Annotated in this window: 24 protein-coding genes; 9 read left to right on the top strand and 15 right to left on the bottom strand. The window is 72.0% G+C overall.

Annotated features, from left to right (window positions below; translation table 11 throughout):
* The first annotated feature begins 28 nt into the window (after positions 1-28).
* The gene (locus tag QRT05_RS08805) at positions 29-223 is read left to right on the top strand and encodes a hypothetical protein (RefSeq protein WP_289446748.1); all 195 of its coding nucleotides are present in this window, start codon (positions 29-31) and stop codon (positions 221-223) included.
* A 32-nt stretch (positions 224-255) separates the two neighbouring features.
* On the opposite strand, the gene QRT05_RS08800 is transcribed toward QRT05_RS08805, so the two are convergent.
* Positions 256-1263, bottom strand: a complete 1008-nt coding sequence (locus QRT05_RS08800; RefSeq protein WP_289446746.1) for an aldo/keto reductase family protein — start codon at positions 1261-1263, stop codon at positions 256-258.
* 19 nt (positions 1264-1282) lie between these two features.
* Positions 1283-1882 carry a DUF3043 domain-containing protein gene (locus QRT05_RS08795; protein WP_289446745.1) on the bottom strand — a complete coding sequence of 200 codons (600 nt, stop codon included), beginning with the start codon at positions 1880-1882 and terminating at the stop codon, positions 1283-1285.
* A 32-nt stretch (positions 1883-1914) separates the two neighbouring features.
* Between QRT05_RS08795 and QRT05_RS08790 the strand changes: the two genes are divergently transcribed.
* Positions 1915-3291: a dipeptidase gene (locus tag QRT05_RS08790; RefSeq protein WP_289446744.1), complete on the top strand. Its 1377-nt coding sequence runs from the start codon at positions 1915-1917 to the stop codon at positions 3289-3291.
* A gap of 4 nt (positions 3292-3295) precedes the next feature.
* Here QRT05_RS08790 and QRT05_RS08785 read toward each other — a convergent pair whose 3' ends face one another.
* The 4 genes from QRT05_RS08785 to nadA are packed head-to-tail and all read right to left on the bottom strand — an operon-like array spanning position 3296 to position 6008.
* Entirely contained in the window at positions 3296-3838 is a 543-nt protein-coding gene (locus QRT05_RS08785; protein WP_289446743.1) for an acyl-CoA thioesterase, read from the bottom strand.
* Between the two features lie 10 nt (positions 3839-3848).
* Positions 3849-4172, bottom strand: a complete 324-nt coding sequence (locus QRT05_RS08780; protein WP_289446742.1) for an antibiotic biosynthesis monooxygenase family protein — start codon at positions 4170-4172, stop codon at positions 3849-3851.
* 2 nt (positions 4173-4174) lie between these two features.
* Positions 4175-4774 carry a DJ-1/PfpI family protein gene (locus tag QRT05_RS08775; RefSeq protein ID WP_289446741.1) on the bottom strand — a complete coding sequence of 200 codons (600 nt, stop codon included), beginning with the start codon at positions 4772-4774 and terminating at the stop codon, positions 4175-4177.
* A 4-nt stretch (positions 4775-4778) separates the two neighbouring features.
* Positions 4779-6008, bottom strand: a complete 1230-nt coding sequence (nadA, locus tag QRT05_RS08770) for a quinolinate synthase NadA (protein WP_289446740.1) — start codon at positions 6006-6008, stop codon at positions 4779-4781.
* 47 nt (positions 6009-6055) lie between these two features.
* Between nadA and QRT05_RS08765 the strand changes: the two genes are divergently transcribed.
* Positions 6056-7222 carry a glycerate kinase family protein gene (locus QRT05_RS08765; RefSeq protein WP_289446739.1) on the top strand — a complete coding sequence of 389 codons (1167 nt, stop codon included), beginning with the start codon at positions 6056-6058 and terminating at the stop codon, positions 7220-7222.
* A 190-nt stretch (positions 7223-7412) separates the two neighbouring features.
* The gene (locus QRT05_RS08760; RefSeq protein ID WP_289446737.1) at positions 7413-7763 is read left to right on the top strand and encodes a HesB/IscA family protein; all 351 of its coding nucleotides are present in this window, start codon (positions 7413-7415) and stop codon (positions 7761-7763) included.
* 30 nt (positions 7764-7793) lie between these two features.
* On the opposite strand, the gene QRT05_RS08755 is transcribed toward QRT05_RS08760, so the two are convergent.
* Entirely contained in the window at positions 7794-8045 is a 252-nt protein-coding gene (locus QRT05_RS08755) for a sulfurtransferase TusA family protein (RefSeq protein ID WP_289446735.1), read from the bottom strand.
* Positions 8042-9205 (bottom strand): cysteine desulfurase family protein, encoded by a 1164-nt coding sequence (locus QRT05_RS08750; protein WP_289447391.1) that lies wholly within the window; start codon positions 9203-9205, stop codon positions 8042-8044. Before QRT05_RS08750 ends, QRT05_RS08755 begins: the two co-directional genes overlap by 4 nt.
* A 328-nt stretch (positions 9206-9533) precedes the next feature.
* Between QRT05_RS08750 and ctaC the strand changes: the two genes are divergently transcribed.
* Genes ctaC through QRT05_RS08735 form a run of 3 tightly spaced genes read left to right on the top strand, consistent with a single transcriptional unit; the run spans position 9534 to position 12591 of the window.
* The gene (gene ctaC, locus QRT05_RS08745; protein WP_289446734.1) at positions 9534-10370 is read left to right on the top strand and encodes an aa3-type cytochrome oxidase subunit II; all 837 of its coding nucleotides are present in this window, start codon (positions 9534-9536) and stop codon (positions 10368-10370) included.
* Positions 10370-12196 carry an aa3-type cytochrome oxidase subunit I gene (ctaD, locus tag QRT05_RS08740; protein WP_289446733.1) on the top strand — a complete coding sequence of 609 codons (1827 nt, stop codon included), beginning with the start codon at positions 10370-10372 and terminating at the stop codon, positions 12194-12196. The genes ctaC and ctaD overlap by 1 nt, the downstream gene beginning before the upstream one ends.
* Positions 12193-12591, top strand: coding sequence for a cytochrome c oxidase subunit 4 (locus QRT05_RS08735; RefSeq protein ID WP_289446732.1), 399 nt, complete (start codon positions 12193-12195; stop codon positions 12589-12591). The genes ctaD and QRT05_RS08735 overlap by 4 nt, the downstream gene beginning before the upstream one ends.
* 1212 nt (positions 12592-13803) lie before the next feature.
* Here the strand turns inward: QRT05_RS08735 and QRT05_RS08730 are convergent.
* From QRT05_RS08730 to ctaE, 5 genes are all read right to left on the bottom strand, one after another.
* Positions 13804-14433 carry a superoxide dismutase gene (locus QRT05_RS08730; protein ID WP_289446731.1) on the bottom strand — a complete coding sequence of 210 codons (630 nt, stop codon included), beginning with the start codon at positions 14431-14433 and terminating at the stop codon, positions 13804-13806.
* 118 nt (positions 14434-14551) lie between these two features.
* On the bottom strand, positions 14552-16303 hold the full coding sequence (qcrB, locus tag QRT05_RS08725) for a cytochrome bc1 complex cytochrome b subunit (protein ID WP_289446730.1): 1752 nt from the start codon (positions 16301-16303) through the stop codon (positions 14552-14554).
* Positions 16300-17322 carry a cytochrome bc1 complex Rieske iron-sulfur subunit gene (gene qcrA, locus QRT05_RS08720; protein ID WP_289446729.1) on the bottom strand — a complete coding sequence of 341 codons (1023 nt, stop codon included), beginning with the start codon at positions 17320-17322 and terminating at the stop codon, positions 16300-16302. The genes qcrB and qcrA overlap by 4 nt, the downstream gene beginning before the upstream one ends.
* Positions 17319-18104, bottom strand: a complete 786-nt coding sequence (gene qcrC, locus QRT05_RS08715) for a cytochrome bc1 complex diheme cytochrome c subunit (RefSeq protein WP_289446728.1) — start codon at positions 18102-18104, stop codon at positions 17319-17321. The genes qcrA and qcrC overlap by 4 nt, the downstream gene beginning before the upstream one ends.
* 69 nt (positions 18105-18173) lie before the next feature.
* The gene (gene ctaE, locus QRT05_RS08710; RefSeq protein ID WP_289446727.1) at positions 18174-18821 is read right to left on the bottom strand and encodes an aa3-type cytochrome oxidase subunit III; all 648 of its coding nucleotides are present in this window, start codon (positions 18819-18821) and stop codon (positions 18174-18176) included.
* Between the two features lie 267 nt (positions 18822-19088).
* Here ctaE and QRT05_RS08705 point away from each other — a divergent pair, with 267 nt between their 5' ends.
* Together QRT05_RS08705 and trpD are read left to right on the top strand one after the other, a co-directional pair.
* The gene (locus QRT05_RS08705) at positions 19089-19511 is read left to right on the top strand and encodes a response regulator (protein ID WP_289446726.1); all 423 of its coding nucleotides are present in this window, start codon (positions 19089-19091) and stop codon (positions 19509-19511) included.
* Positions 19508-20551 (top strand): anthranilate phosphoribosyltransferase, encoded by a 1044-nt coding sequence (trpD, locus tag QRT05_RS08700; protein ID WP_289446725.1) that lies wholly within the window; start codon positions 19508-19510, stop codon positions 20549-20551. The genes QRT05_RS08705 and trpD overlap by 4 nt, the downstream gene beginning before the upstream one ends.
* Positions 20552-20794: 243 nt before the next feature.
* On the opposite strand, the gene QRT05_RS08695 is transcribed toward trpD, so the two are convergent.
* Positions 20795-21076 carry an Lrp/AsnC family transcriptional regulator gene (locus QRT05_RS08695; RefSeq protein ID WP_289446724.1) on the bottom strand — a complete coding sequence of 94 codons (282 nt, stop codon included), beginning with the start codon at positions 21074-21076 and terminating at the stop codon, positions 20795-20797.
* Positions 21077-21083: 7 nt separating this feature from the next.
* The gene (locus QRT05_RS08690; protein WP_289446722.1) at positions 21084-22910 is read right to left on the bottom strand and encodes a DEDD exonuclease domain-containing protein; all 1827 of its coding nucleotides are present in this window, start codon (positions 22908-22910) and stop codon (positions 21084-21086) included.
* Positions 22911-22919 lie beyond the last annotated feature (9 nt).

Below are 22919 nucleotides of genomic sequence, written 5' to 3'. Positions count from 1 at the left end.
TGAGGGCACGAACTACCGAGGAGCGAGGATGGCGAAGCGCGGCCTGACGGAATTCCTGCTGACGTACATGGGCCCGGCCCAGGTGGGCAACGTGCGCTCGGCCCGGCGACCGACCACGCCCGAGCAGCGCGAACGGGATGCGGAGCTGGTGGCGGGGTTCGAGCGGGTGACCGGTCCCGACGGCCGCGAGTTCCTGGTGGAACGGGCCGCCGGGACCGACTGACTCCTCAGAGGCGACACCTCGGAAGCGACACCTCAGAGGCGCGGCGAGCTCTTCTCGGTCTCGCGCGGATCGGTGACCACGGAGTCGGCGAGCACCGCGTCGATCCGGGCCAGCAGCTCGGCGGGGATCTCCACGCCCGACGCCTTGACGTTCTCCGCCACCTGCTCGGGACGCGAGGCGCCGATGATCGCGGAGGCCACGTTCGGGTTCTGCAGCACCCACGCCACGGCCAGCTGCGCCATGGTCAGGCCCAGCTCGTCGGCGATCGGACGCAGCTCCTGCACCCGGCGCAGCGTCTCCTCCTGCTGCAGGAAGCGGCTGATCATCTGCGCGCCGCCCTTCTCGTCCGTACCCCGCGAGCCGGCCGGTGCGGGCTGGCCGGGCAGGTACTTGCCCGTCAGCACGCCCTGGGCGACGGGCGACCAGACGATCTGCGACAGGCCCAGCTCGGCCGACGTCGGGACAACCTCGGCCTCGATCACACGCCACAGCATCGAGTACTGCGGCTGGCTCGAGACGAGCTGGAAGCCCAGCTCCGACGCGAGGGCGTGGCCGGCGCGGATCTGCTCGGCGGTCCACTCCGAGACGCCGATGTAGTGCGCCTTGCCCTGCCGGACGATGTCGGCGAAGGCCTGCATCGTCTCCTCGAGCGGGGTCGAGTGGTCGTAGCGGTGCGCCTGGTACAGGTCGACGTAGTCGGTCTGCAGACGCTCCAGCGAGCCGTGGATCGACTCCATGATGTGCTTGCGCGAGAGGCCCGAGTCGTTGGCGCCCTTGGGGCCCGTGGGCCAGAACACCTTCGTGGCGAGCTCGATCGAGGCCCGGCGCTCGCCCTTGAGGGCTTCGCCGAGGACGGACTCGGCCTTCGTGTTCGCGTACACGTCGGCGGTGTCGAACGTGGTGATGCCGGCGTCGAGGGCGGCGCGCACGCATGCCGTCGCGGCGTCGTTCTCCACCTGGGAGCCGTGCGTGAGCCAGTTGCCGTAGGTGATCTCGGTGACCTTCAGGCCCGAGCGGCCGAGGTTGCGGTAGTTGACCATGCCTCGACCCTACGTCGGGCTACTCGGGCTTGTGCCCGCGCCTGACCTGGGCCTTGGGGAGCCGCGTGGGGCGGAGCTGGAACGCGCGCATCAGCGAGTACATCACCAGACCGCGGCCGAGCTTGTCCTCGCCGAACTTCGCGCGCAACCGCTTCCGCAGCCCGCGCCACATGATGTAGCCGTCGACGATGGCGAAGATCACATAGATGTAGAGGACCAGGACGGCGAGGCTGGCGAGACCGGGCGCGGCCTTGGCCAGGCTGATCTGCAGCACCAGGAACACCGCGGCGATCGGCAGGAAGAACTCGCCGAGGTTCCAGCGCGCGTCCACGTAGTCGCGGATGTAGCGGCGCACCGGGCCCCGGTGCTGCGCGGGCATCGAGCGCTCGTCGCCGCTCTGCATCGCCTGGTACTCGCGGTTGCGGGCCTCGCGAGCCGCGTTCTTGCCCGTCTTGCCTGCCGCCTTGCGGTCGGTCGGGACGAGCGGACGCTTGTTCGCCGCCTCGGCCTCCTTGCGCTTGGGCGTGGGGCGGCCCTTGCCCGCGACCTCGGTCGGGTTCGACTCGTCGCCCGCGGGCGTCGCGAGCGCGGTCACGGGATCCTTCTCACGTCCGAACACCCCGCCAGGGTAGTCGAGTACCGTGGCGGATCGTGACCACTGCTGCTCCTGGAAACACTGGCGACGCGCGCACCGACGAGCTCCGGGCGAGGACCGCCGCGGCGTTCGGGTCGCTGCGCTCCGACCTCGAGCGCCTCGTGCGCATCCCGAGCGTGTCCAACAGCGAGTTCGACCAAGCGCACGTCGCCGCCAGCGCCGAGGCCGTCGCGGACCTGCTGCGGGGGGCCGGCATGGACGACGTCCGCGTCACGAGCGTCGGCGCCGGGCGCCCCGCCGTCATCGCGCGACGTCCCGGGCCGCCCGGCGCGCCGACGGTCTTGCTGTACGCCCACCACGACGTGCAGCCACCGGGCGACGAGGAGCACTGGCACTCGGCGCCGTTCGAGCCCACCGAGCGCGACGGCCGGCTCTACGGCCGCGGCGCGGCCGACGACAAGGCGGGCGTCATCGCGCACGTGGGCGCCCTGCGCGTGCTGGCCGACGACCTGCCGGTGGGTGTCACGGTGTTCGTCGAGGGCGAGGAGGAGATCGGCTCGCCCACCTTCGTCGAGTTCCTGCACGCCCACCGCGACGAGCTGGCCGCCGACGTGATCGTGGTCGCCGACTCGACCAACTGGGCCGTCGGCACGCCCGCGCTCACCACGTCCCTGCGTGGCCTCGTGGACTGCGAGGTCGAGGTGGCGGTCCTGGACCACGCGGTGCACTCCGGCATGTTCGGGGGCGCGGTCCTCGACGCCCCGACCCTGCTGTCGCGGCTCATCGCCACCCTGCACGACGAGGCGGGCGACGTGGCCGTCGTGGGCCTCGTGCGGGCGCCCGATCCGAGCGTGGACTACGACGAGGCCGCCTTCCGCGCCGACGCCGGCGTGCTCGAGGGCGTCCGCCTCGCCGGGACCGGACCGCTCACCGCGCGGCTGTGGACCCGCCCGGCCATCAGCGTGATCGGCTTCGATGCCCCGCGCGTCGCCACGGCCTCGAACACCCTCACGCCCCGAGCCACGGCCAAGCTCTCGGTGCGCCTGGCGCCCGGGCAGGACCCCGCGGCCGCGATGGACGCCGTGCGCGAGCACCTGCTCGCGCACGCGCCGCTGGGCGCGCAGGTCACCGTGCGGGACGGCGAGGCCGGCAAGGCCTTCCAGGCCCCGCTCGACTCGGCAGCGATGCAGGCGGCGCGGTGGGCGTTCGGGCAGTCGTGGGGGACCGAGCCGGTGGACATCGGCGTCGGCGGCTCGATCCCGTTCATCGCGGACCTGCTGGAGGTCTACCCGTCCGCGTCCATCCTGGTGACGGGTGTCGAGGACCCGGACAGCCGGGCGCACGGCGCCGACGAGTCCGTGCACCTGGGGGAGCTCGAGAAGGTGGTGCTCGCGGAGGCGCTGCTCCTCGAGCGGCTGGCCGCGCGCGGCTGACGCGTCAGTCCGGGGCCTGCCCGCGGGCGGCGACGTCGACGGCCCGTGCCCAGGTCGCCACGTCGGCCGGGAGTGGGGGGCTCTCGATCTGCTCGCCCGCGATGAGCGCGACGACGTCGGGAGCGGGGACGCGGGAGCCGTCGCGACTGAGGAAGCGGCCGGCGACGATGCCCCGGGCGACATGCTCGCCCCCGCGGGAGAAGGTCTGCTCGAGGTACACCACCCGCTCGTCCCAGCCGACCGTGACGGTGCTGAGCTCGAAGCGCTGGCCCAGCGTCAGGGACCGGCGGTACTTGATGGTCTGCGCGGCGACCACCGGGTACCACCGCTTCTCGCTGAGCTTGGCGAACGAGCCGAGGTCGGCCAGGAAGTTGCTCCGGCCCACGTCCATGCACTGCAGGTACACGCCGTTGTTCACGTGTCGGTACAGGTCGAGGTCCGTGGGCCACACCCGCATGCGGGTCACCGACGGGTCGAACAGGCCCTGACCGGGAACGGCCGGTCGGGGCCGGAAGGTGGCGAGCGCCAGCTGCAGGGTGCGGGTCACGGCTGCGATGTTACTCGGGAGTAGCTATGCCGGTCCGGACGAAGTGCTCCACGACCGGGAACGGGTCGTAGAAATGGTGCAGCAGCGCCCGCCACCTCTCGTACGCGGGCGAGCCGCGGAAGCCCTCGGTGTGGGCCTCCACCGAGTCCCAGCCGACGAGCAGCAGGTAGCCGTCCGGACGCTCCAGGCAGCGGGTCACGCGCGCGCCCCGACAGCCCGGCACGGCCTGGATGATCGGCAGCGCCTCGGTCATGGCCGCCTCGAACTGCGCGGCCTGCCCGGGTCGGACGTCGAGCAGCGCGTGCTCGAGCACGGGAGCGTCGAGGAGGTGCACCATCAGACGGGCGGCGCGGGGTCGTACTGGATCTCCCGACGGACGGCACGCGCGACGTCCACCGAGTCGAGGCGCGCGACGAGGTGCAGGGCCATGTCGATGCCAGCGGACACCCCGGCGGAGGTGACGACGTCGCCGTCGTCGACGTACCGCGCCTCGTCGTCGGCCAGGACGCTCGGGTCGAGCGCGACCAGCTCGTCGAACGCGCTCCAGTGCGTCGTCGCGGTGCGTCCCGTGAGCAGCCCGGCCGCCGCGTAGACGAGGGCCCCCGTGCAGACGCTGGCCATGAGCGGCGTCCGCTCGCGCATCTCGCGCACCCACGCGAGGTGGTCCGGGTCGGCGGCGAGGGCCCGCGTCCCGTGGCCGCCCGGGTAGACGAGCACGTGCAGGGGCCCGACGTCGGCCGCCGCCAGGTCGGGCACCACGCACAGTCCCTTGGCGCAGCGGACCCCGCCACCGTCCCGGGAGAACGTGACGACCTCCGGGTGCAGCGGCGAGACCCGGGCCCACGCCGCCAGCACCTCGTAGGGCCCGACGACGTCGAGCTCCTCGGCACCGTCGAAGACGAAGATGCCGACGCGCAGGCTGCTGCCCGTGCTCACGTCGTCAGTAGCCCGGCAGCGCGAGCATCTGGTCGAGCGCCACGCGGGCCCAGTGGGCGTCGTCGGCGTCCACGACGATCCGGTTCACCGCGCGACCGGCCACGAGCGACTCCATCGCCCACACGAGGTGGGGCAGGTCGATCCGGTTCATGGTCGAGCAGAAGCAGACGGTCGAGTCGAGGTAGTGCACCTGCTTGTCGGGGTGCGCCGCGGCCAGCCGGCGCACCAGGTTGAGCTCGGTGCCGACCGCCCAGCTGGATCCCGCGGGCGCCGCGTCTACCGCCTTGATGATGTACTCGGTCGAACCCACCATGTCGGCCGCGGTGACGACCTCGTGCTTGCACTCGGGGTGCACGAGCACCGTGACGCCAGGCGCCGCAGCGCGGATGTCGGTGACGTTGCGCTCGGAGAATCGCCCGTGCACCGAGCAGTGCCCGCGCCACAGGATCATCCGCGCGGCCTTGAGCTGCTCGGTGGTGAGGCCGCCGTTCGGCTTGCGCGGGTCGAACACGACGCAGTCGTCGAGCGAGAGCCCCAGCTCGAGCACCGCCGTGTTGCGGCCCAGGTGCTGGTCGGGCATGAACAGCACCTTGCCGGTGCCGTTCACGCCGCCCACCTGGTCGAACGCCCACCGCAGCGCGACGTGCGCGTTCGACGACGTGCAGATGGTCCCGCCGTGGCGGCCGGTGAAGGCCTTGATGGCCGCGGTCGAGTTCATGTACGTCACGGGGACGGTCGACTCGGCGATGCCGGCGTCGACGAGCACGTCCCACGCGTCCTCGACCTGGTCGATCGCGGCCATGTCCGCCATGGAGCAGCCCGCGGCAAGGTCGGGGAGGATCACCTGCTGGGTGTCGGACGTGAGGATGTCGGCGGACTCCGCCATGAAGTGCACACCGCAGAAGATGACGAACTCGGCCTCCGGCCGGGCGGCGGCCTCGCGGGCGAGCTTGAAGGAGTCGCCCGTGACGTCGGCGAAGTCGATGACCTCGTCGCGCTGGTAGTGGTGGCCCAGGATGAACGCGCGCTCGCCGAGGGCCGCTCGTGCCGCACGCGCTCGCGCGACCAGGTCCGGGTCGCTGGGCGACGGCAGGTCGCCGACGCACTCGACACCTCGCTCGGAGGCGAGGTCCACGCCCCGGCCCAGCAGCAGGAGCGCCGACGGTGCAGGCTCGGCGAAGCCCAGGGGCGAGAGAGCTGAGGTCGCGATGCTCACGGCGCGATCTTCCCACATGGCGAGTCGTCCGCCAGGGGCGCGCGGCGAGGGTGGCGCATGTCACGATGCGCGGCGTGGACGTGCTCATCGCGCCGGACTCCTTCGGCACCGCCCTGACGGCCCGCGAGGCCGCGGAGCGCATCGCGGCGGGGTGGCGTCGCGCCGCCCCGGACGACGACGTCGCCCTGTGCCCGCTGTCCGACGGCGGACCGGGCTTCGTCGAGACGCTGCACGCGAGCCTGGGCGGAGCGCTCGTCGCGGCGACGGTCACGGGACCGCTCGGAGCGCCCACCCCCGCGGCGTTCCTCCTCGTGGGCAGCACGGCCTACGTCGAGTCTGCGCACGCGCTGGGCCTGTCGCTGGTGCCGGCCGACCGGCGCGACCCGACCGTCACCACCAGCCGCGGTGTGGGGGAGCTCGTCGTGGCCGCGATCGCGGCGGGTGCGACCCGTGTGGTCGTGGGGCTGGGCGGGTCGGCGACCAACGACGCGGGCGCCGGCGCGCTCGTCGGGCTCGGCCTCGACGCGCCCCGGCTTGCGCGCGGGGGCGGCGCGCTCTCCGGTGTCGCGGTGGACGACCTCGGCGGCCTGCGCGACCTGCGGGACCGGCTCGGCTCCGTCGAGCTCCTCGCGGCGACCGACGTCGACGTGCCGCTGCTGGGCCTGCAGGGGGCCTCCGCCGGCTTCGCGTCGCAGAAGGGAGCGACGCCCGAGCAGGCCCAGGACCTGGAGCGCGCCGTGGCGACGTTCGCGCACGCGGCGGTCGAGGCGCTGGGCGACGCGCTGCGGCCCGACCTGCTGGCGGGACAGGCCGCAGCAGGTCGTCGGCTGCTGGCCGCACCGGGAGCCGGCGCGGCAGGCGGCCTGGGGTTCGGGCTCGCGCTGCTCGGTGCCCGCCTGGTCCCCGGGGCGACCCTGGTGGCCGACGCCGTCGACCTCGACGGCAGGCTGGCCGCGAGCGACGTGGTGGTGACGGGCGAGGGCCGGTTCGACTGGCAGTCGCTGCACGGCAAGGTCACCACCGCGGTCGCCGCGCGCGCGCTCGCGCACGCCGTCCCCGCGGTGGTCCTGGCGGGAGAGGTGCTTGTGGGACGCCGCGAGCTGTCGGCGGCCGGGATCACGGCCGCGTACGCGGTGGCCGAGGGTGCCGACCAGGTGGCGGAGGCGCTCGCCGACGCGGGCGGCTCCCTCGAGCGGCGCGCCCAGCGGGTGGCACGGACGTGGTCGCGCTGACGCCGTCCGGCGTGTGTGGCGCACGTCATGCGTCAACGTGACGTGGGAGTCGTACGCTGGTCGAGGAAGAACGGTCGGGAACAATCACGCAAGGACGTGTGTTGCCGACTGTTGCCGCCACGGACGGGTCGGCGATCGACGCATCGCCGAAGTCGTCCGAGCACCGACCGCCAGCACCCAGGAGAGACCCATGAGCGAGACCACCGAGACTGCGACGCACGGCGTCCTGCTCACCGACTTCGCCGCGGACAAGGTGCGCAGCCTCCTCGAGCAGGAGGGTCGCGACGACCTTCGTCTCCGCGTCGCCGTGCAGCCCGGTGGCTGCTCGGGCCTGATCTACCAGCTCTACTTCGACGAGCGGTACCTGGACGGCGACGTCACCAAGGACTTCGGCGGCGTCGAGGTCATCGTCGACCGCATGAGCGTGCCGTACCTCGAGGGCGCCACCATCGACTTCGCGGACACGATCGAGAAGCAGGGCTTCACGATCGACAACCCGAACGCGGGCAGCGCCTGCGCGTGCGGCGGCTCCTTCAGCTGACGCGTCTGGACCTCGAAGGCCCGGTTCCCCTCAGGGGACCGGGCCTTCGTCCGTCTCCGCGACCTCGACGGTGAGGGCGTACTCGCCATCTTCGGCAGTGCTGGACACCATCGCGTGGCCGCGCATCCGTGCCCAGGCGGGGACGTCGTGCACGGCGGCCGGGTCGGTGGCGAGCACGGTGATGCGTGTCCCCGCCGACGCGGCGCGAGCCGCGCGCGCGAGCCGGATCACCGGCGCCGGGCAGCGCAGGCCGCGGGCATCGACGACGACGGGATCGCTCACAGCCCCTGGACCCCGAGGGCGGAGCGCACGCCGGCGACCAGCCGGGGGAGGGCGGACAGGAACGCGTCCACACCGGCCTCCGTGGTGCCGGGAGGAAGCGCGAGGCGCACGTTCCCGTGTGTGAGCACGCCCATCGCGGCCAGCACGTGGCTCGGCTCGAGCGCGCTCGAGGTGCAGGCCGAGCCGGAGCCGACGGCGAAGCCCTCCGCGTCGAGCGCCGTCACGAGCGCCTCGCCGTCCACGTACAGGCACGAGAACGTCACGACGTGCGGCAGGCGCAGCTGGGGATCGCCCACCACGTCGACGTCCGGCACGTCGGCGGCGACGCGCGCTCGGATCCCGTCGACGAGAGCCGCGAGGCTCGCCGCCTCGGTCGTGCGCCGCTGCTCGCTCACCTGGAGGGCGACCGCCGCGGCGAGCGCGGCCGGGACGCTGACGCCACCCGGGAACCACCGGTCCTCGTCCTCGGGCCCGTCGGGCGACCGGCGCACGCCCCGCCGCGTGACCAGCAGGCCGATGCCGCCGGGGCCGCCCCAGTCGCCGGCGTCGCCCGCGAGCAGGTCCCAGCTCGGCCCGACCGCGACGTGGCCGAGGCTGGAGCCGGCGTCGACGAGCAGGGGGACACCCGCGGCGCGCGCGGCGTCGTGGACCTCGTCCACCGGTTGGAGGGTGCCCACCTCGCCGTTGGCGTGCTGCAGCGCGGCGACCGCCACGCCGGGCGCCGCGACCGCGGAGCGGAACCCGTCGAGGTCCACCCGGCCCTGGGCGTCCACGGGGACGACGACGCGGGCCTCCCCGGCCACGAACTGCGCCGCATTGAGGACGGCGGCGCGCTCCACGGCTCCGACCACGATGCCGGACCCGGCACGCCGCCGGCCCCGCGCGACCGTCCGCACGGCGCCGTGCAGAGCGGCCACGTGCGAGGGCGCCAGGTCGACCTCCTCGGTCCGGGCGCCGACGACGGCGGCGATCGCCTCGCGGGCGCCGTCGAGCAGCATGCGTGCCCGGCGGCCCTCGGAGTGCAGGCGCCTGGGGTCCGCCCAGCCCTGGTCGAGAGCCTCGACGAAGGCCGCTCGCGCCTCGGGAAGCAGGGGAGCGCGACCGCCCGCGTCGAGGAAGACGCGGGCCGCGGGCGCGTCGCCCGCAGTGGCGTCGGTCACATCGGGCCGGATCGCCGGGCCGCCGGTCGGGATGCTCACGAAGGCACGCTAGCCCGCCGGGCCGCACCACGACGCCCGAGCGCCCGCCGCGAGCGTCCGCCAGCCGCCCGCGGGCCCGTGTGATGGTGCTGACACCGCGTCGCCATCTGGTGTCGCCGGAGCGAAACCGCGTGGTCGGCGCGCTAGGCTGCACGGGTCGAGGACGTAGGTCCCGGGTGACGGCTGCCTGCCCTAGGCGGTCGGTCCACGGGACGCGAGTGAGAGGTCCCCAGTGCGCCCGGAAAAGCACCCGGAACAGCCACGCCGGAAGCGGCGCCCGGCCTGGAAGTTGGCCGGTCTGGCAGCCGTCGTCGCGGTCGCCCTCAGCGGATGCTCCGCCGAGGTGCAGCGCGGCTGGCTGCCTGGCAACTCCGACAACGAGATCACGGACCAGACGGGTCGCATCGTCAACCTCTGGGTCGGCTCGTGGATCGCCGCCCTCATCGTCGGCCTCATCACGTGGGGCCTGATGCTCTGGTGCGTCGCGGTCTACCGCAAGCGCAAGGACGACAACGTCCTGCCGGTGCAGCTGCGCTACCACGTGCCGCTCGAGTTCATGTACGTGGTGCTGCCGATCGTCATGGTCGGCGTGCTCTTCTACTACACGAACCGCGACGTGACGGCGATCCAGGACACCTCCACGGAGGCCCAGAACCACGTCGAGGTCATCGGCAAGCAGTGGAGCTGGGACTTCAACTACCTCGACGACGACGCGTACGAGACGGGCCAGCACGCGCAAGACGTGGGCAGCGCCGGCACCGGCCAGCTCAAGGACCAGGTGACGCTGTGGTTGCCGGTCGACGAGAGCACGCGCTTCACGCTCGAGTCGCGTGACGTCATCCACTCGTTCTGGATCCCGTCCTTCCTCTACAAGATGGACATGATCCCGGGCAAGACCAACACGTTCCAGCTCACGCCCAAGGTCATCGGCAACTACGAGGGCAAGTGCGCGGAGCTGTGCGGCGAGTACCACTCGTCGATGCTGTTCAACGTCAACGTCGTCTCGCGTGCCGACTACGACAAGCACATCGCGGAGCTCAAGGCGAAGGGGCAGGAGGGCTCGCTCGGACTCGAGTACAGCCGCCAGCAGGACCTTGAGAGCGCCACGCAGGAAGGCAACGAGTGATGGCGTACGCCGCCGAGACGATCCCCGGGCTGGCGCCCTCGCGCCAGCGGTTGGGTCGCACGGTCATCAAGTGGATCACCTCCACCGACCACAAGACCATCGGGTACATGTACCTGATCACGTCGTTCGTGTGGTTCGCCGTGGGAGGCATCCTCGCGCTGCTGATCCGCGCCGAGCTGTTCACGCCCGGCATGGACGTGTTCCAGTCCAAGGAGCAGTACAACCAGGCGTTCACCATGCACGGCACGATCATGCTGCTGCTGTTCGCGACGCCCCTGTTCGCCGGCTTCGCCAACGTGATCATGCCGCTGCAGATCGGTGCGCCCGACGTGGCGTTCCCGCGACTGAACATGTTCGCGTACTGGCTGTTCTTCTTCGGCGGCCTGATCGCCGCGGCCGGGTTCCTGACGCCGCAGGGCGCCGCCTCGTTCGGCTGGTTCGCGTACGCGCCGCTGTCCAACACCGTGTACTCGCCGGGACTCGGCGGTGACCTCTGGGTGTTCGGTCTCGCGCTCGCCGGCTTCGGCACCATCCTGGGTGCGGTCAACTTCATCACCACGATCGTGACGATGCGCGCGCCCGGCATGACGATGTTCCGCATGCCGATCTTCACCTGGAACACCCTGGTGACGTCGCTGCTGGTGCTCATGGCGTTCCCGCCCCTGGCCGCCGCACTGTTCGCGCTCGGCGCCGACCGCAGGCTCGGCGCCCAGGTGTTCAACCCGGAGAACGGGGGCGCCATCCTCTGGCAGCACCTGTTCTGGTTCTTCGGGCACCCCGAGGTCTACATCATCGCCCTGCCGTTCTTCGGCATCATCACCGAGATCCTGCCGGTGTTCAGCCGCAAGCCGATCTTCGGCTACAAGGGTCTGGTGTACGCGACCATCGCGATCGCCGCGCTGTCCGTCACGGTGTGGGCGCACCACATGTACGTCACGGGCTCGGTGCTGCTGCCGTTCTTCGCCTTCATGACGATGCTCATCGCGGTGCCGACCGGTGTGAAGTTCTTCAACTGGATCGGCACGATGTGGCGCGGCAAGCTCACGTTCGAGACGCCGATGCTGTGGACGATCGGCTTCCTGGTCACGTTCCTGTTCGGCGGCCTGACCGGGATCATCCTGTCCAGCCCGGCGCTCGACTTCCAGCTCTCGGACTCCTACTTCGTGGTGGCGCACTTCCACTACGTGGTGTTCGGCACCGTCGTGTTCGCGATGTTCGCGGGCTTCTACTTCTGGTGGCCCAAGATGACCGGCCGGATGCTCGACGAGCGGCTCGGCAAGTGGCACTTCTGGCTGCTGTTCATCGGCTTCCACACCACGTTCCTCATCCAGCACTGGCTGGGTGTCATCGGCTTCCCGCGCCGCTACGCGGACTACTCGCCGGCCGAGGGTTTCACCTGGATGAACCAGCTCTCCACGGTGGGCGCCTTCATCCTGGCGGCCTCGACGCTGCCGTTCCTGTGGAACGTCTACACCACGTGGCGCAACGCGCCGCTGGTCCAGGTGGACGACCCGTGGGGCTACGGCGCCTCGCTCGAGTGGGCCACGAGCTGCCCGCCGCCGCGGCACAACTTTGTGTCGCTGCCGCGCATCCGCTCGGAGCGTCCGGCGTTCGACCTGCACCACCCCGAGGTCGCCGCCATGGACTTCGTCGAGCCGAACCCCGGTCCGCTGGACTGGGAGGCCGACCGCGTCGGTGAGACCGAGGTGGCCCAGGAGCGCGTGATCAACGGCACCGGCGAGTCGGAGCAGTCGAGCACGACGATCATCGAGGACCGACCGTCTGACCGCCCGGCCGCGCAGTCCGACGAGGAGGGCGACAAGTGAAGCTCGAGACCAAGCTCTTCCTCTACGGCGTGCTGTTCTTCATCCCGGTCGGGCTGATCTACGCCGTCTGGAGCGACGGTGAGCCCGTCGGCATGCTCGGGATCCCGCTGGTCGGCGGCATGGTGGGCATGATCGGTGCCTACTTCGCGCTGCTGTCGCGGCGGATCGACGCCCGTCCCGAGGACGACGAGCATGGCGAGATCGAGCAGGGCGCCGGCGACCAGGGCGTGTACGCACCCTGGAGCTGGTGGCCGCTGGCGATCGGTGTCGCGGCCGCTGTCGCGTTCCTCGGCATGGCCGTCGGCTTCTGGCTCACCGGCATCGGCGTGGTGCTCGGCCTGATCGCCCTGGTCGGCTGGGTGTTCGAGTTCTCCCGCGGACAGCACGCGCACTGACCCGCGCTCCCGAAGGCCCTCACCGCACGCGGTGAGGGCCTTCGTGCGTCTGCGCACGCTCCGCGGCCAAGCTGGTCCCGATGCACCTCGCCCTCGCGGCGCCCGGCCCTCGCAGCCGTCGGCTCCCTTGTGAGGCGCGGGCACCCACGCCCTGCGCCGACCGCGGGTCACACGGCACGACCGCGGGCTGCGCGCCACGCGCGCTCGGACCGCGCGACCCGCGGTCGACGGGCATGCGCCGCGCACCCATCCGTGAGCCGACCGCGCGTCATCGGGCACGAGCGCCAGCTGCGCGCCGCGCCCGCTCGGACGGGACGGCCCGCGGCCGATCGTCGTCTGCGCGCACCCACCCTCTGGGTCGAGCGCGGGTCATCCGGCCCGAGCGCGGGCCGCGCGCCACCCGCGCTCGGGCCGCGCGACCAGCGGTCGACTGGCGCTCGGCGGGCCTGCCGCGCCCTGCGCCGACGTGCAACCGGCGGTCGACTGGCGTCTGTCGTGCACTGCTCGGCGCCGACCGCGCGTCATGCGGCACCAGCGCGGGCCGCGCGCGACGCGCGCTCGGACCGCGCGACTAGCGGTCGGCCGGCGTACGTCGCGCGATTAGCGGTCGGCTGCCGTACGCCGCGCGATTAGCGGTCGGCGGCCGTACGCCGCGCGATTAGCGGTCGGCTGGCGTGAGCCGAGCAACCGGCCGCGCGCCGACCGCGGTCCGCCGGCACGCGGGCAGCGCGCCCGGACCCGCGACCAGCGGCCGACTGGCGCCGGCCGCGCACCCTCATTCTGCGCCGACCGCGGGCGGTGCGGCGCGAGCGCGGGCCGCGCGCCACGCGCGCTCGGACCGCGCGACCCGCAGTCGTCGGGCGTCGGCCGCGCACTCGCCCCTGCGCCGACCGCGGGTGGTGCGGCGCGAGCGCGGGCCGCGCGCCACGCGCGCTCGGACCGCGCGACCCGCAGTCGTCGGGCGTCGGCCGCGCACTCGCCCCTGAGCCGACCGCGGGTGGCGCGGCACGAGCGCGGGCCGCACTCCACGCGCGCTCGGAGCGCGCGACCCGCGGCCGGCGAGGGTGCGCTTGTGCGCTGGGTCAGGCCGCCGCGCGTGCGGGCTGACCGTGGGGCAGAGCAAGACCGACGGTGGCGTGTGTGTGAGGAGACAGCAGAGGGCCGGCTCGCGGGGTGTCCCGCGCGCCGGCCCTCGGGGCCGTCAGTGCCGTGTCAGAGCGCGGCGACGATGAGGCCGGACGTCTGCGTCCGCGCGCGGTCGAAGCGCGCGGCGGCGTCCGACCAGTTGACGATGTTCCACCACGCCTTGACGTAGTCCGCCTTGACGTTGACGTAGTCGAGGTAGAACGCGTGCTCCCACATGTCCAGCAGCACGATCGGCACGAGGCCGAGCGCGATGTTGCTCTGCTGGTCGTAGAGCTGGACGATCACGAGCTTGGAGCCGATCGAGTCCCACGCGAGGATCGACCAGCCCGAGCCCTGGATGCCGAGCGCGTTGGCGGCGAAGTGCTTCTGGAACGCCTCGAAGGAGCCGAAGTTCTCGTCGATCGCGGCCGCGAGCTCGCCCTCGGGGCGGTCGCCGCCCTCGGGGGAGAGGTTGGCCCAGAACGCCGAGTGGTTCACGTGGCCGCCGAGGTTGAAGGCGAGGTTCTTCTCGTGCAGGTTGACGGCGGCGAAGTCGTCCTTCTCGCGCGCCTCGGCGAGCTTCTCCAAGGCGGTGTTCGCGCCGGTCACGTACGCCGCATGGTGCTTGTCGTGGTGCAGCTCCATGATCCGGCCGGAGATGTGCGGCTCCAGGGCGGCGTAGTCGTAGGCCAGGTCCGGAAGCGTGTAGTCAGCCATGCGTGAATACCTCTCCTGCGGTTGGTTGCGGGCCCCTGGACAGGGCCCGCGGGACATCCACTGACGAGTTCGGGCGGCCCGCCGCTACGGCGAGCCGCCCGACTCATCCAACTCTTGCTCAGGCCGGGCTGTTCCGCCCGTCGGCCGTCGTCTCACCCTCTGGTTCGACGAGGTGGTGGCCACCGCCCACCTGGGCGGGCTCGGCCGCGTGGGACTCGATCGCGTCGTGCTCGCCGTGCGAGTGCGACGCCGCCAGCTCGGCGGGCGTCACGGGCTCGACCCGGTCCTCGTAGAAGACCTGCGAGATGCGCTGCCGCATCCGGTCGAGCTGGTAGCCCTTGCGGCGCACGCCACGGGCGTCCTCCGCGGGCTCGATCTCCAGAGGCCGGATGTTGTCGTGCTGCACCCGCAGCCAGCGCTCGTGGGCGTCCAGCGGCTTGTGCACCTCGATGTACTCACCGCTGGCGAACCGCACGATGCGGCCCGTCTCGTGGCCGTGCAGCACAAGCTCGCGGTCCTTGCGCTGCAGGCCGAGGCAGATGCGCTTGGTGATGACGAACGCGAGCCAGGGGCCCACGAAGAGGAGCACCCGGAACGCCCACGTGATGTCGTTGATCGACAGGTGGAAGTGCGTCGCGATCAGGTCGTTGGACCCCGCGAGCACCAGGATGAAGAACGCCACCAGGAGCGAGACGCCGAACGCGGTCCGGAAGGGCCGGTTGCGGGGTCGGTCGAGCACGTGGTGCTCGCGCTTGTCGCCGGTGACGGCGGCCTCGACGAACGGGTAGATCGCGAGCAGCGTGAACAGGATGCCCGGCACGATCATCGCCGGGATGATCACGTTGAGACTGACGGTGTAGCCGCCCCACGTCACGAACTCCGCGCCGCCCGGCATGAGTCGCAGCGAGCCCTCGAGGAACAGCATGTACCAGTCCGGCTGCGCGCCGGCCGAGACGGGGGAGGGGTCGTACGGCCCGTAGTTCCACACGGGGTTGATCGACATGGTCGCGGCCATGAGCGCGATCACGCCGAACACGGTGAAGAAGTAGCCACCGGCCTTCGCCACGTAGATGGGGAAGAGCGGGAAGCCGACGACGTTGGTGTCCTTGCGTCCCGAGCCCGGGTACTGCGTGTGCTTGTGCAGCACGACGAACAGCAGGTGCAGGCCGATGAGCGCGAGGATCAGCGCGGGGACGAGCAGCACGTGCACCGTGAACAGGCGCGGGATCAGGTCCTGACCCGGGAACTCGCCGCCGAACACGAAGTACGAGGCGTACGAGCCGATGATCGGGACGGCCTTGATGACGCCGTCGGTGATCCGCAGACCGTTGCCGGACAGCACGTCGTCGGGGAGCGAGTAGCCGGAGAAGCCGGCGAGCAGGCCCAGGATCAGCAGCGTGAAGCCGACCACCCAGTTGAGCTCGCGAGGCTTGCGGAACGCGCCGGTGAAGAAGACGCGCATCATGTGCGTGACGATCGAGGCCATGAAGATCAGCGCCGCCCAGTGGTGGATCTGCCGCATCAGCAGACCGCCACGGACCTCGAACGAGAGGCGGAGCGTCGAGGAGAACGCCTCGGACATCTCCACGCCGTTGAGGGAGTCCCACGGGCCGGAGTAGTGCGTCTCCGCCATGCTCGGGACGAAGAACATCGTGAGGAACACGCCGGAGATCAGGATCGTGACGAAGCTGAACAGCGCGATCTCACCGAGCAGGAACGACCAGTGGTCGGGGAAGATCTTGCGAGCGAACGTCTTGACCGCGACGCCGAGGCCGGTGCGCTGGTCGAGGTAGTCCGCGGTGCCGGCGGCCGCCCGACCGAGGGGTGTCGGGGCCGACGTGGTGTTGGGTGCCTTGGTGGTGGTACTCACTTCTCACGCTCCCAGAAGCTCGGGCCGACCGGCTCGTGAAAGTCGCTCTGCGCGATGAGGTAGCCCTCGTCGTCGACCGTGATCGGCAGCTGGGGCAGTGGGCGCTTGGCGGGCCCGAACACGACGCGGGCGCCGTCGGACACGTCGAAGGTGGACTGGTGGCACGGGCACAGCAGGTGGTGCGTCTGCTGCTCGTACAGCGCCACGGGGCAGCCCACGTGGGTGCAGATCTTGGAGAACGCGACGATGCCGTCGTACGACCAGCCCTCGCCCTGCTCCGACTTGATGTCGCGCGGGTCCAGGCGGACCAGCAGCACGACGGCCTTGGCCTTCTCGTCGAGGGGGTGCTCGGCATCCTCGAGCGTCTCGGGGATGACGTGGAACACCGAGCCGATGGTGACGTCGGAGGCCTTGATGGGGCGACCGGAGGGGTCGCGCGCCAGCTTGGTGCCCTTCTTCCAGAGCGTGTGCTTGAGCTTGCCCACGTTCCAGTCCTCGCCGATGTTGCCGACCAGCGGCAGCGCGATGGTGAGGGGGAAGAGCGCGACAGCGGTGACGACCGCGCCCTTGAGCGCGCCGCGCCGGCTGATGCCGGAGTCGTCCGCGCCGTCCTTGAGCGCCTGGACCGCGGCCTCACGCGTCTCCGCGTCGCTGGCCTGGAGGTGGCGCTCCTCGGACTTCTCGTGGTCGTTCATGAGGGCCTTGGCCCAGTGGATGGCGCCCGTGCCGATGCCCAGCAGCGCGAACGCGAGCGCGGCACCGAGGGCGAAGTTGGAGGCCCGCATCGACTCGGCGTCCTCGCCCGGGGGCAGCGCGAAGTACGCGACGACGAAGCCGATGGTGCCCAGCACCGAGATGCCGAACAGGAACAGGACCTGCCGCTCGGCCTTCTTGTTGGCCTTCGGGTCCAGGTCGCCCAGGCGCGGGTGGTGCTCCGGGTGGCCTGGGTCCTCGAAGCGGTCGAGCACGGCGTGCCCGTCGCGCGCCTCGAGCTCGTGGGAGTTGTCGTGCGTGCTCACGAGGACTTCGCTCCGATCCAGACTGCGGCACCGATGAGGAGGCCCATGCCGATCACCCAGGCCCACAGGCCCTCGCTCACGGGGCCCAGGGCGCCGAGGTCGAGGCCGCCCGGGGAGGCGTTGCCCTGCTGGTCGATGAACGCGATGATGTCGCGCTTCTCGGTCGGGTCGAGGTTGGTGTCGCTGAACACCGGCATCGACTGCGGGCCCGTCAGCATGGCCTCGTAGAGGTGCGTGGGGGTGGTGTCCCACAGGCTCGGGGCGAACTTGCCCCGGGAGAGCGCGCCGCCCGCGCCGACGGCGTTGTGGCACATCGCGCAGTTGGTGCGGAACAGGGCCATGCCGTTCGCCGAGTCACCCTTGGCCGGGTCGACCTGGTCGGCGGTGGGGATCGCGGGGCCTGCGCCCAGGCTCGCGACGTACGCGGCCAGCTGGTTGATCTGCTCCTGGTCGAACTGCACCGGCTTGGCGGGAGCCTGCGGGCCGTTCATCTGCATGGGCATGCGGCCCGTGCCGACCTGGAAGTCCACCGCGGCTGCGCCGACGCCGATGAGCGACGGGGCGCTCTCGGTACCGGCGGCCGACGGGCCGTGGCACGTCGCGCAGTTGGCCTGGAACAGCTTCTCGCCGGTCTTCACGTCGTCGGCGCTGGCCGCGGCGGGCGCGGCGTCAGCGGACGTCGGCGCCAGCACGGCGTACAGGCCGCCGGTGAGCAGCAGCGCCAGCAGGAGCAGGACGATCGGCGCTCGCCGATCGTGCCTGCGGGCTGCGAGTGCCTTCACGGATCGATCCTCGTCTCGCACATGGGGGGTGGGGGCAGTGGTCGGTGCGCGACTTCGCGCGACGACCGGCTACTTGAGCAGGTAGATGACCGCGAACAGCGCGATCCAGACCACGTCGACGAAGTGCCAGTAGTACGACGTGACGATGGCGGTCGTGGCCTCGTGGTGACCGAAGCGCTTGGCCGAGAACGACCGGCCGAGCAGGAACAGGAAGGCGATCAGACCGCCGATGACGTGCAGGCCGTGGAAGCCCGTCGTGAGGTAGAAGACCGAGCCGTACGGGCTCGAGGAGATGGTCAGCCCCTCGTGCACCAGCGCGGCGTACTCGAAGACCTGGCCACCGATGAAGAACGCGCCCATGACGTACGTCATGGTCATCCACTCGTTCATGCCCCAGCGGTTGACCTGCAGGAGCGAGCCGGAGCGCACGGGCTGGAAGCGCTCCGCGGCCCACACGCCCATCTGGCAGGTCACGGACGACAGCACCAGCACCGTGGTGTTGATCGTGGCGAACGTGATGTTGAGCTTGGCCGTCTGCTCCGCCCACTCATCCGGCACCGCAGCGCGCAGGGTGAAGTACATGGCGAAGAGTCCAGCGAAGAACATGAGCTCGCTGGCCAGCCACACGATGGTTCCCACCGACACCGGGTTGGGTCGGTTGACGCTCACGTGGGGGGCGGTGCGAGGGGCAGCCGTTGCGGTCGACACGTTCGCCATTATGGCTGAACTCCGGCGCGCGTGGGCCCTTGGACCCAGGCCGTGGCGCGCGGTAAATGTCACACCGTCAGGATCTGCCGCCGCAGAGCCCCGAAATGGCGCGAGATTTCGGCTCTCGGCGCCGTGTCGGCGCCCCGTCCCGCGAGGCGACACGCCGGGCCCACCTGCCCGTCCGTGCTATGCGTCCGCAGGACTTCCGCACAACCGCTGCGCGGGTCGTGCCAAGATGCGTTCGGACGCCACGTCGACGACGAGTGAGGACGACCCATGAGCACGGCGCACGGCAACGAGCAGGCACGTGGACCGCGGATCCTGCTGTACAGCGACGACGTGGATGCCCGCGCGCAGGTGCGCCTCGCCGTGGGTCGCCGGTTGCGGCACGACGCGCCCGAGATCGAGTGGGTCGAGGTCGCCACAGCTCCCGCTGTCATCGCGACGACGGAGGCGGGCGGGCTGGACCTGCTGATCCTCGACGGCGAGGCCGACAAGGTGGGCGGGCTCGGGCTCGCGCGCCAGGTCAAGGACGAGATCTACCGGTGCCCGCCGACGCTGGTGCTCACGGGACGTCCGCAGGACGCGTGGCTGGCGTCGTGGTCGCAGGCGGACGCGGTGGTCAGCCGTCCGCTGGACCCGATCGAGCTGCAGGCCGCGGTCGCCGCCGTGATCGAGACGCGGGCCGTCGCCGGATGACCGAGGCGCCCACCTGGCCCGACCTGCTCACCTCGCTCGTCGCGCGCCGGGACCTCACCACGTCCCAGGCGTCCTGGGCGATGGACGAGATCATGAGCGGCGAGGCGTCGCCCATCCGGATCGCCGGTTTCCTGGTCGCCCTGCGCGCCAAGGGCGAGACGGTGGACGAGCTCACCGGCCTCGCGGACACGATGCTCAGCCATGCCAAGCGCATCACGGTGCCGGGACGGACCCTCGACATCGTCGGCACCGGCGGCGACCGCGCGCACACGGTGAACATCTCCACCATGTCGGCGCTCGTGATCGCCGGTGCCGGGATCCGCGTCGTCAAGCACGGCAACCGCGCCGCGTCGTCGTCGTCGGGCAGCGCGGACGTGCTCGAGCAGCTCGGGATCCGGCTCGACCACACGCCCGAGCGCGTCGCCGCCATCGCGACCGAGGCGGGCATCACCTTCTGCTTCGCCCAGGTGTTCCACCCCTCGTTCCGGCACACCGCCGCCGCACGCGCCGGGCTCGGCATCGCCACCGCCTTCAACTTCCTGGGGCCGCTGACCAACCCGGCCCAGCCCGACTCCGCGGCGATCGGTGTCGCGGACGCGCGCATGGCGCCGCTCGTGGCCGGTGTGCTCGCGGCGCGGGGCAAGAGCGCCGTGGTGTTCCGCGGTGAGGACGGGCTCGACGAGATCGCGCCGACCGGGCCCACCCGCATCTGGGAGGTGCGTGACGGCGCGGTCGTCGAGAGCGTCGTCGACTGGGCGGACCTCGGTGTCGCTCGGGTCGGGCTCGACGACCTGCGCGGAGCCGACGCCGCCTACAACGCGGACGTCGCGCGCCGGTTGCTGGCGGGGGAGCCCGGGCCGGTGCGGGAGACCGTGGTGCTCAACGTCGCGGCAGCGCTGGTCGCGGACGGGACCCTGCCCGGTACGGCGGACGGGTCGCTGGTCGACCGCCTGACGGCGGGCGCCGGCCACGCGCGGGCGTCGCTCGACACGGGCGCGGCGGCAGGGGCGCTCGAGCGATGGCAGACGGCCAGCGCCTAGGACCCGCTCCGGGATCGGCGAGTGCGCCTGGCGGCGCCCTCACCGCTCCCAACGCTCCGGCTCAGTCCTCGGATCTGATGGTCGGACTGAGCCTCCGCTCCGGGATCAGCGAGTGCGCCTGGCGGCGCCCTCACCGATCCCTGCGCTCCGGCTCAGTCCTCGGATCTGACACTCGGACTGAGCCTCCGCTCCGGGATCAGCGAGTGCGCCTGGCGGCGCCCTCACCGATCCCTGCGCTCCGGCTCAGTCCTCGAGCCCGAGGGCGAACGCCTGCTCCAGGTCGTGCTGCGAGTAGGTGCGGAAGGCGATGTAGGTCTGCGTCCGCTGGACGCCCTCGACCTTGCTCACCTTGTCGGCGATGACGTCGGCGAGGCCGTCGTGCTCGCGGACGCGGACCACCGCGATGAGGTCCACCTCGCCGGTCACTGAGTAGACCTCGCTCACGCCGGGGATCTCCGCGATGGCGGCGGCGACCTCGGGGATGCGCGCGGCGTCGGTGTCGATGAGCACGATCGCAGTCAGCATGTCGTCATCATGCCGTGCGCGGGACCACCACGCCGGGATCGGCAGCGCGAGCCGGTGCAGCGTCGCCGGTCAGCAGCCGCGTGTGTGCGGCGACGGCCGACGCGGGGTCGGTGTCGGCCAGCGCGGAACGGACCGGGTACGCGAACGTTCCCACCACCTCGACGAGCCGGACTCCGGGCTGCTCGAGCCACGCGAGGACGAGGTCCGTCTCCTCGGGGTGCGCGGCGGGGGCCGGTGCCACCGGCGCCGGGACGTGCTCCGCGGTCGCGCGGAGCGTCGCGATGACGGGCCGGGGGTCCGTGCGGCGGTCGACGCGGGCCGTCGCCGCGAGCCGCCCGTGCCGGACGAGGACGAGCTCCCAGCCGCCGTCGGGCAGGCGACCCGCCGCGACCAGCTCGGAGCAGCGCGCGAGCGGGTCCATCCGCTGCGCGCGCGACGCGCCCCGCAGGTACGCCCCGAGGCGGTCGCGCACCGTGCCTGCCTCCTCGTAGCGCTGCTGGTCCACCAGCGCCCCGAGGCGGGCCGCGTGCGCGGCGATCACGGGCGCGGGGTCCGCGACCATCGCGTGCCGCACGCGCGCGACGACCTCGGCGTACGCGGCGACGTCCTGGCCGCCGACGCACGGAGCGCCGCACCGGCCCATGTCGGCCAGCACGCACGCCGAGGCGCCCGCGGGGGCGACCACGGGGAGCCGCCGGGTGCACTGCCGGATGTCGAATGCCTCGTGCAGCGCCTCGACGGCGAGTGCCGCCGCGCCCGCCGAGGAGAACGGGCCGAGGTACGCGGCCCCATCGTCGTCGCGAACCTCGCGCACCACGGAGAGCCGCGGGTACGGCTCGGACGTGATGCGCACCCACGGCATCCGCTCGGGGTTGCGCGAGCGGCGGTTGTACCGCGGCGCGTGCTCGGCGATGAGGCGCAGCTCGCGCACCCGCGCCTCGAGCGGCGTCGCGCACGGGACGGGGTCGACGCGCTCCGCGATCCGCACCATCTCCTGGATGCGGCCGCGCTTCTCGGCGGACGTGAAGTAGGAGCGCACCCGACGCCGCAGGGACGTCGTCGACGTGCCGACGTACAGCACCTCGTCGCCCGGGCCGCGGAACAGGTAGACGCCCGGGCAGTCGGGCAGGTGGTCCGCCAGGCTCCGCTTGCGGCGGACCTCGCCCGGCACCGGGTCGGTCGCGGTGGCGAGGTCCTCGAGGTGGGTGATGCCGAGAGGTGCCATGCGCCCCAACAGCGCGTGCAGCACGTCGACGGTCGCGCGTGCGTCGGACAACGCACGGTGGTTGGGGGTCACCGTGGCGCCGAACAGCGCCGCCAGGCTCGACAGCTTGTGGTTGGGCGCCTCGTCGCGCGTGACGACCCGGCGGGCCAGGCGCACGGTGTCGACCACCCGGTTGCCGGGCCACGGGTGCGCGGTCCGGGCGGCGGCCGCCTTGAGGAAGCCGATGTCGAATGGGGCGTTGTGGGCCACGAGCACCGCGTCGCGCGAGAACTCGAGGAAGGCGGGGAGGACCTCGTCGATGGGCGGTGCGCCCATGAGCATCGTCGTGGTGATGCCGGTCAGCACCTGGATGAACGGGGGGACCGGGCCGCCCGGGTCCACGAGCGTCTGGAACTCGCCCAGCACCTCGCCGCCCCGGACCTTCACCGCGCCGATCTCGGTGATGGCGCAGTCCACCGGCGTTCCGCCGGTGGTCTCGAGGTCGACGACGACGAACGTCACGTCCGACAAGGGGGTCCCGACCTCGTCGAGGCTGGGCTGGACGGGAGTGCCGGTGACGTCCGGTGACGTGCCCGCCCACACGGGGCGCAGGCGGCGGACGTTCGACATACCGCGGAC

The organism is Cellulomonas edaphi (genome assembly GCF_030362815.1).
GTDB classification, from domain to species: Bacteria; Actinomycetota; Actinomycetes; order Actinomycetales; family Cellulomonadaceae; genus Cellulomonas; species Cellulomonas edaphi.
Note: the sequence above shows the minus strand (reverse complement) of the source record. Positions and strands in the feature narration are given on the sequence as shown.

What these genes read in the sequence shown, in the direction of transcription:
- QRT05_RS08805 (WP_289446748.1), top strand. Translation starts at nt 29, where the DNA reads ATGGCGAAGCGCGGCCTGACGGAATTCCTGCTGACGTACATGGGCCCG.
- QRT05_RS08800 (WP_289446746.1), bottom strand. Translation starts at nt 1,263, where the DNA reads ATGGTCAACTACCGCAACCTCGGCCGCTCGGGCCTGAAGGTCACCGAG.
- nadA (WP_289446740.1), bottom strand. Translation starts at nt 6,008, where the DNA reads ATGTGGGAAGATCGCGCCGTGAGCATCGCGACCTCAGCTCTCTCGCCC.
- QRT05_RS08765 (WP_289446739.1), top strand. Translation starts at nt 6,056, where the DNA reads ATGCGCGGCGTGGACGTGCTCATCGCGCCGGACTCCTTCGGCACCGCC.
- QRT05_RS08760 (WP_289446737.1), top strand. Translation starts at nt 7,413, where the DNA reads ATGAGCGAGACCACCGAGACTGCGACGCACGGCGTCCTGCTCACCGAC.
- ctaD (WP_289446733.1), top strand. Translation starts at nt 10,370, where the DNA reads ATGGCGTACGCCGCCGAGACGATCCCCGGGCTGGCGCCCTCGCGCCAG.
- QRT05_RS08730 (WP_289446731.1), bottom strand. Translation starts at nt 14,433, where the DNA reads ATGGCTGACTACACGCTTCCGGACCTGGCCTACGACTACGCCGCCCTG.
- ctaE (WP_289446727.1), bottom strand. Translation starts at nt 18,821, where the DNA reads ATGGCGAACGTGTCGACCGCAACGGCTGCCCCTCGCACCGCCCCCCAC.
- QRT05_RS08705 (WP_289446726.1), top strand. Translation starts at nt 19,089, where the DNA reads ATGAGCACGGCGCACGGCAACGAGCAGGCACGTGGACCGCGGATCCTG.
- trpD (WP_289446725.1), top strand. Translation starts at nt 19,508, where the DNA reads ATGACCGAGGCGCCCACCTGGCCCGACCTGCTCACCTCGCTCGTCGCG.
- QRT05_RS08695 (WP_289446724.1), bottom strand. Translation starts at nt 21,076, where the DNA reads ATGCTGACTGCGATCGTGCTCATCGACACCGACGCCGCGCGCATCCCC.
- QRT05_RS08690 (WP_289446722.1), bottom strand. Translation starts at nt 22,910, where the DNA reads ATGTCGAACGTCCGCCGCCTGCGCCCCGTGTGGGCGGGCACGTCACCG.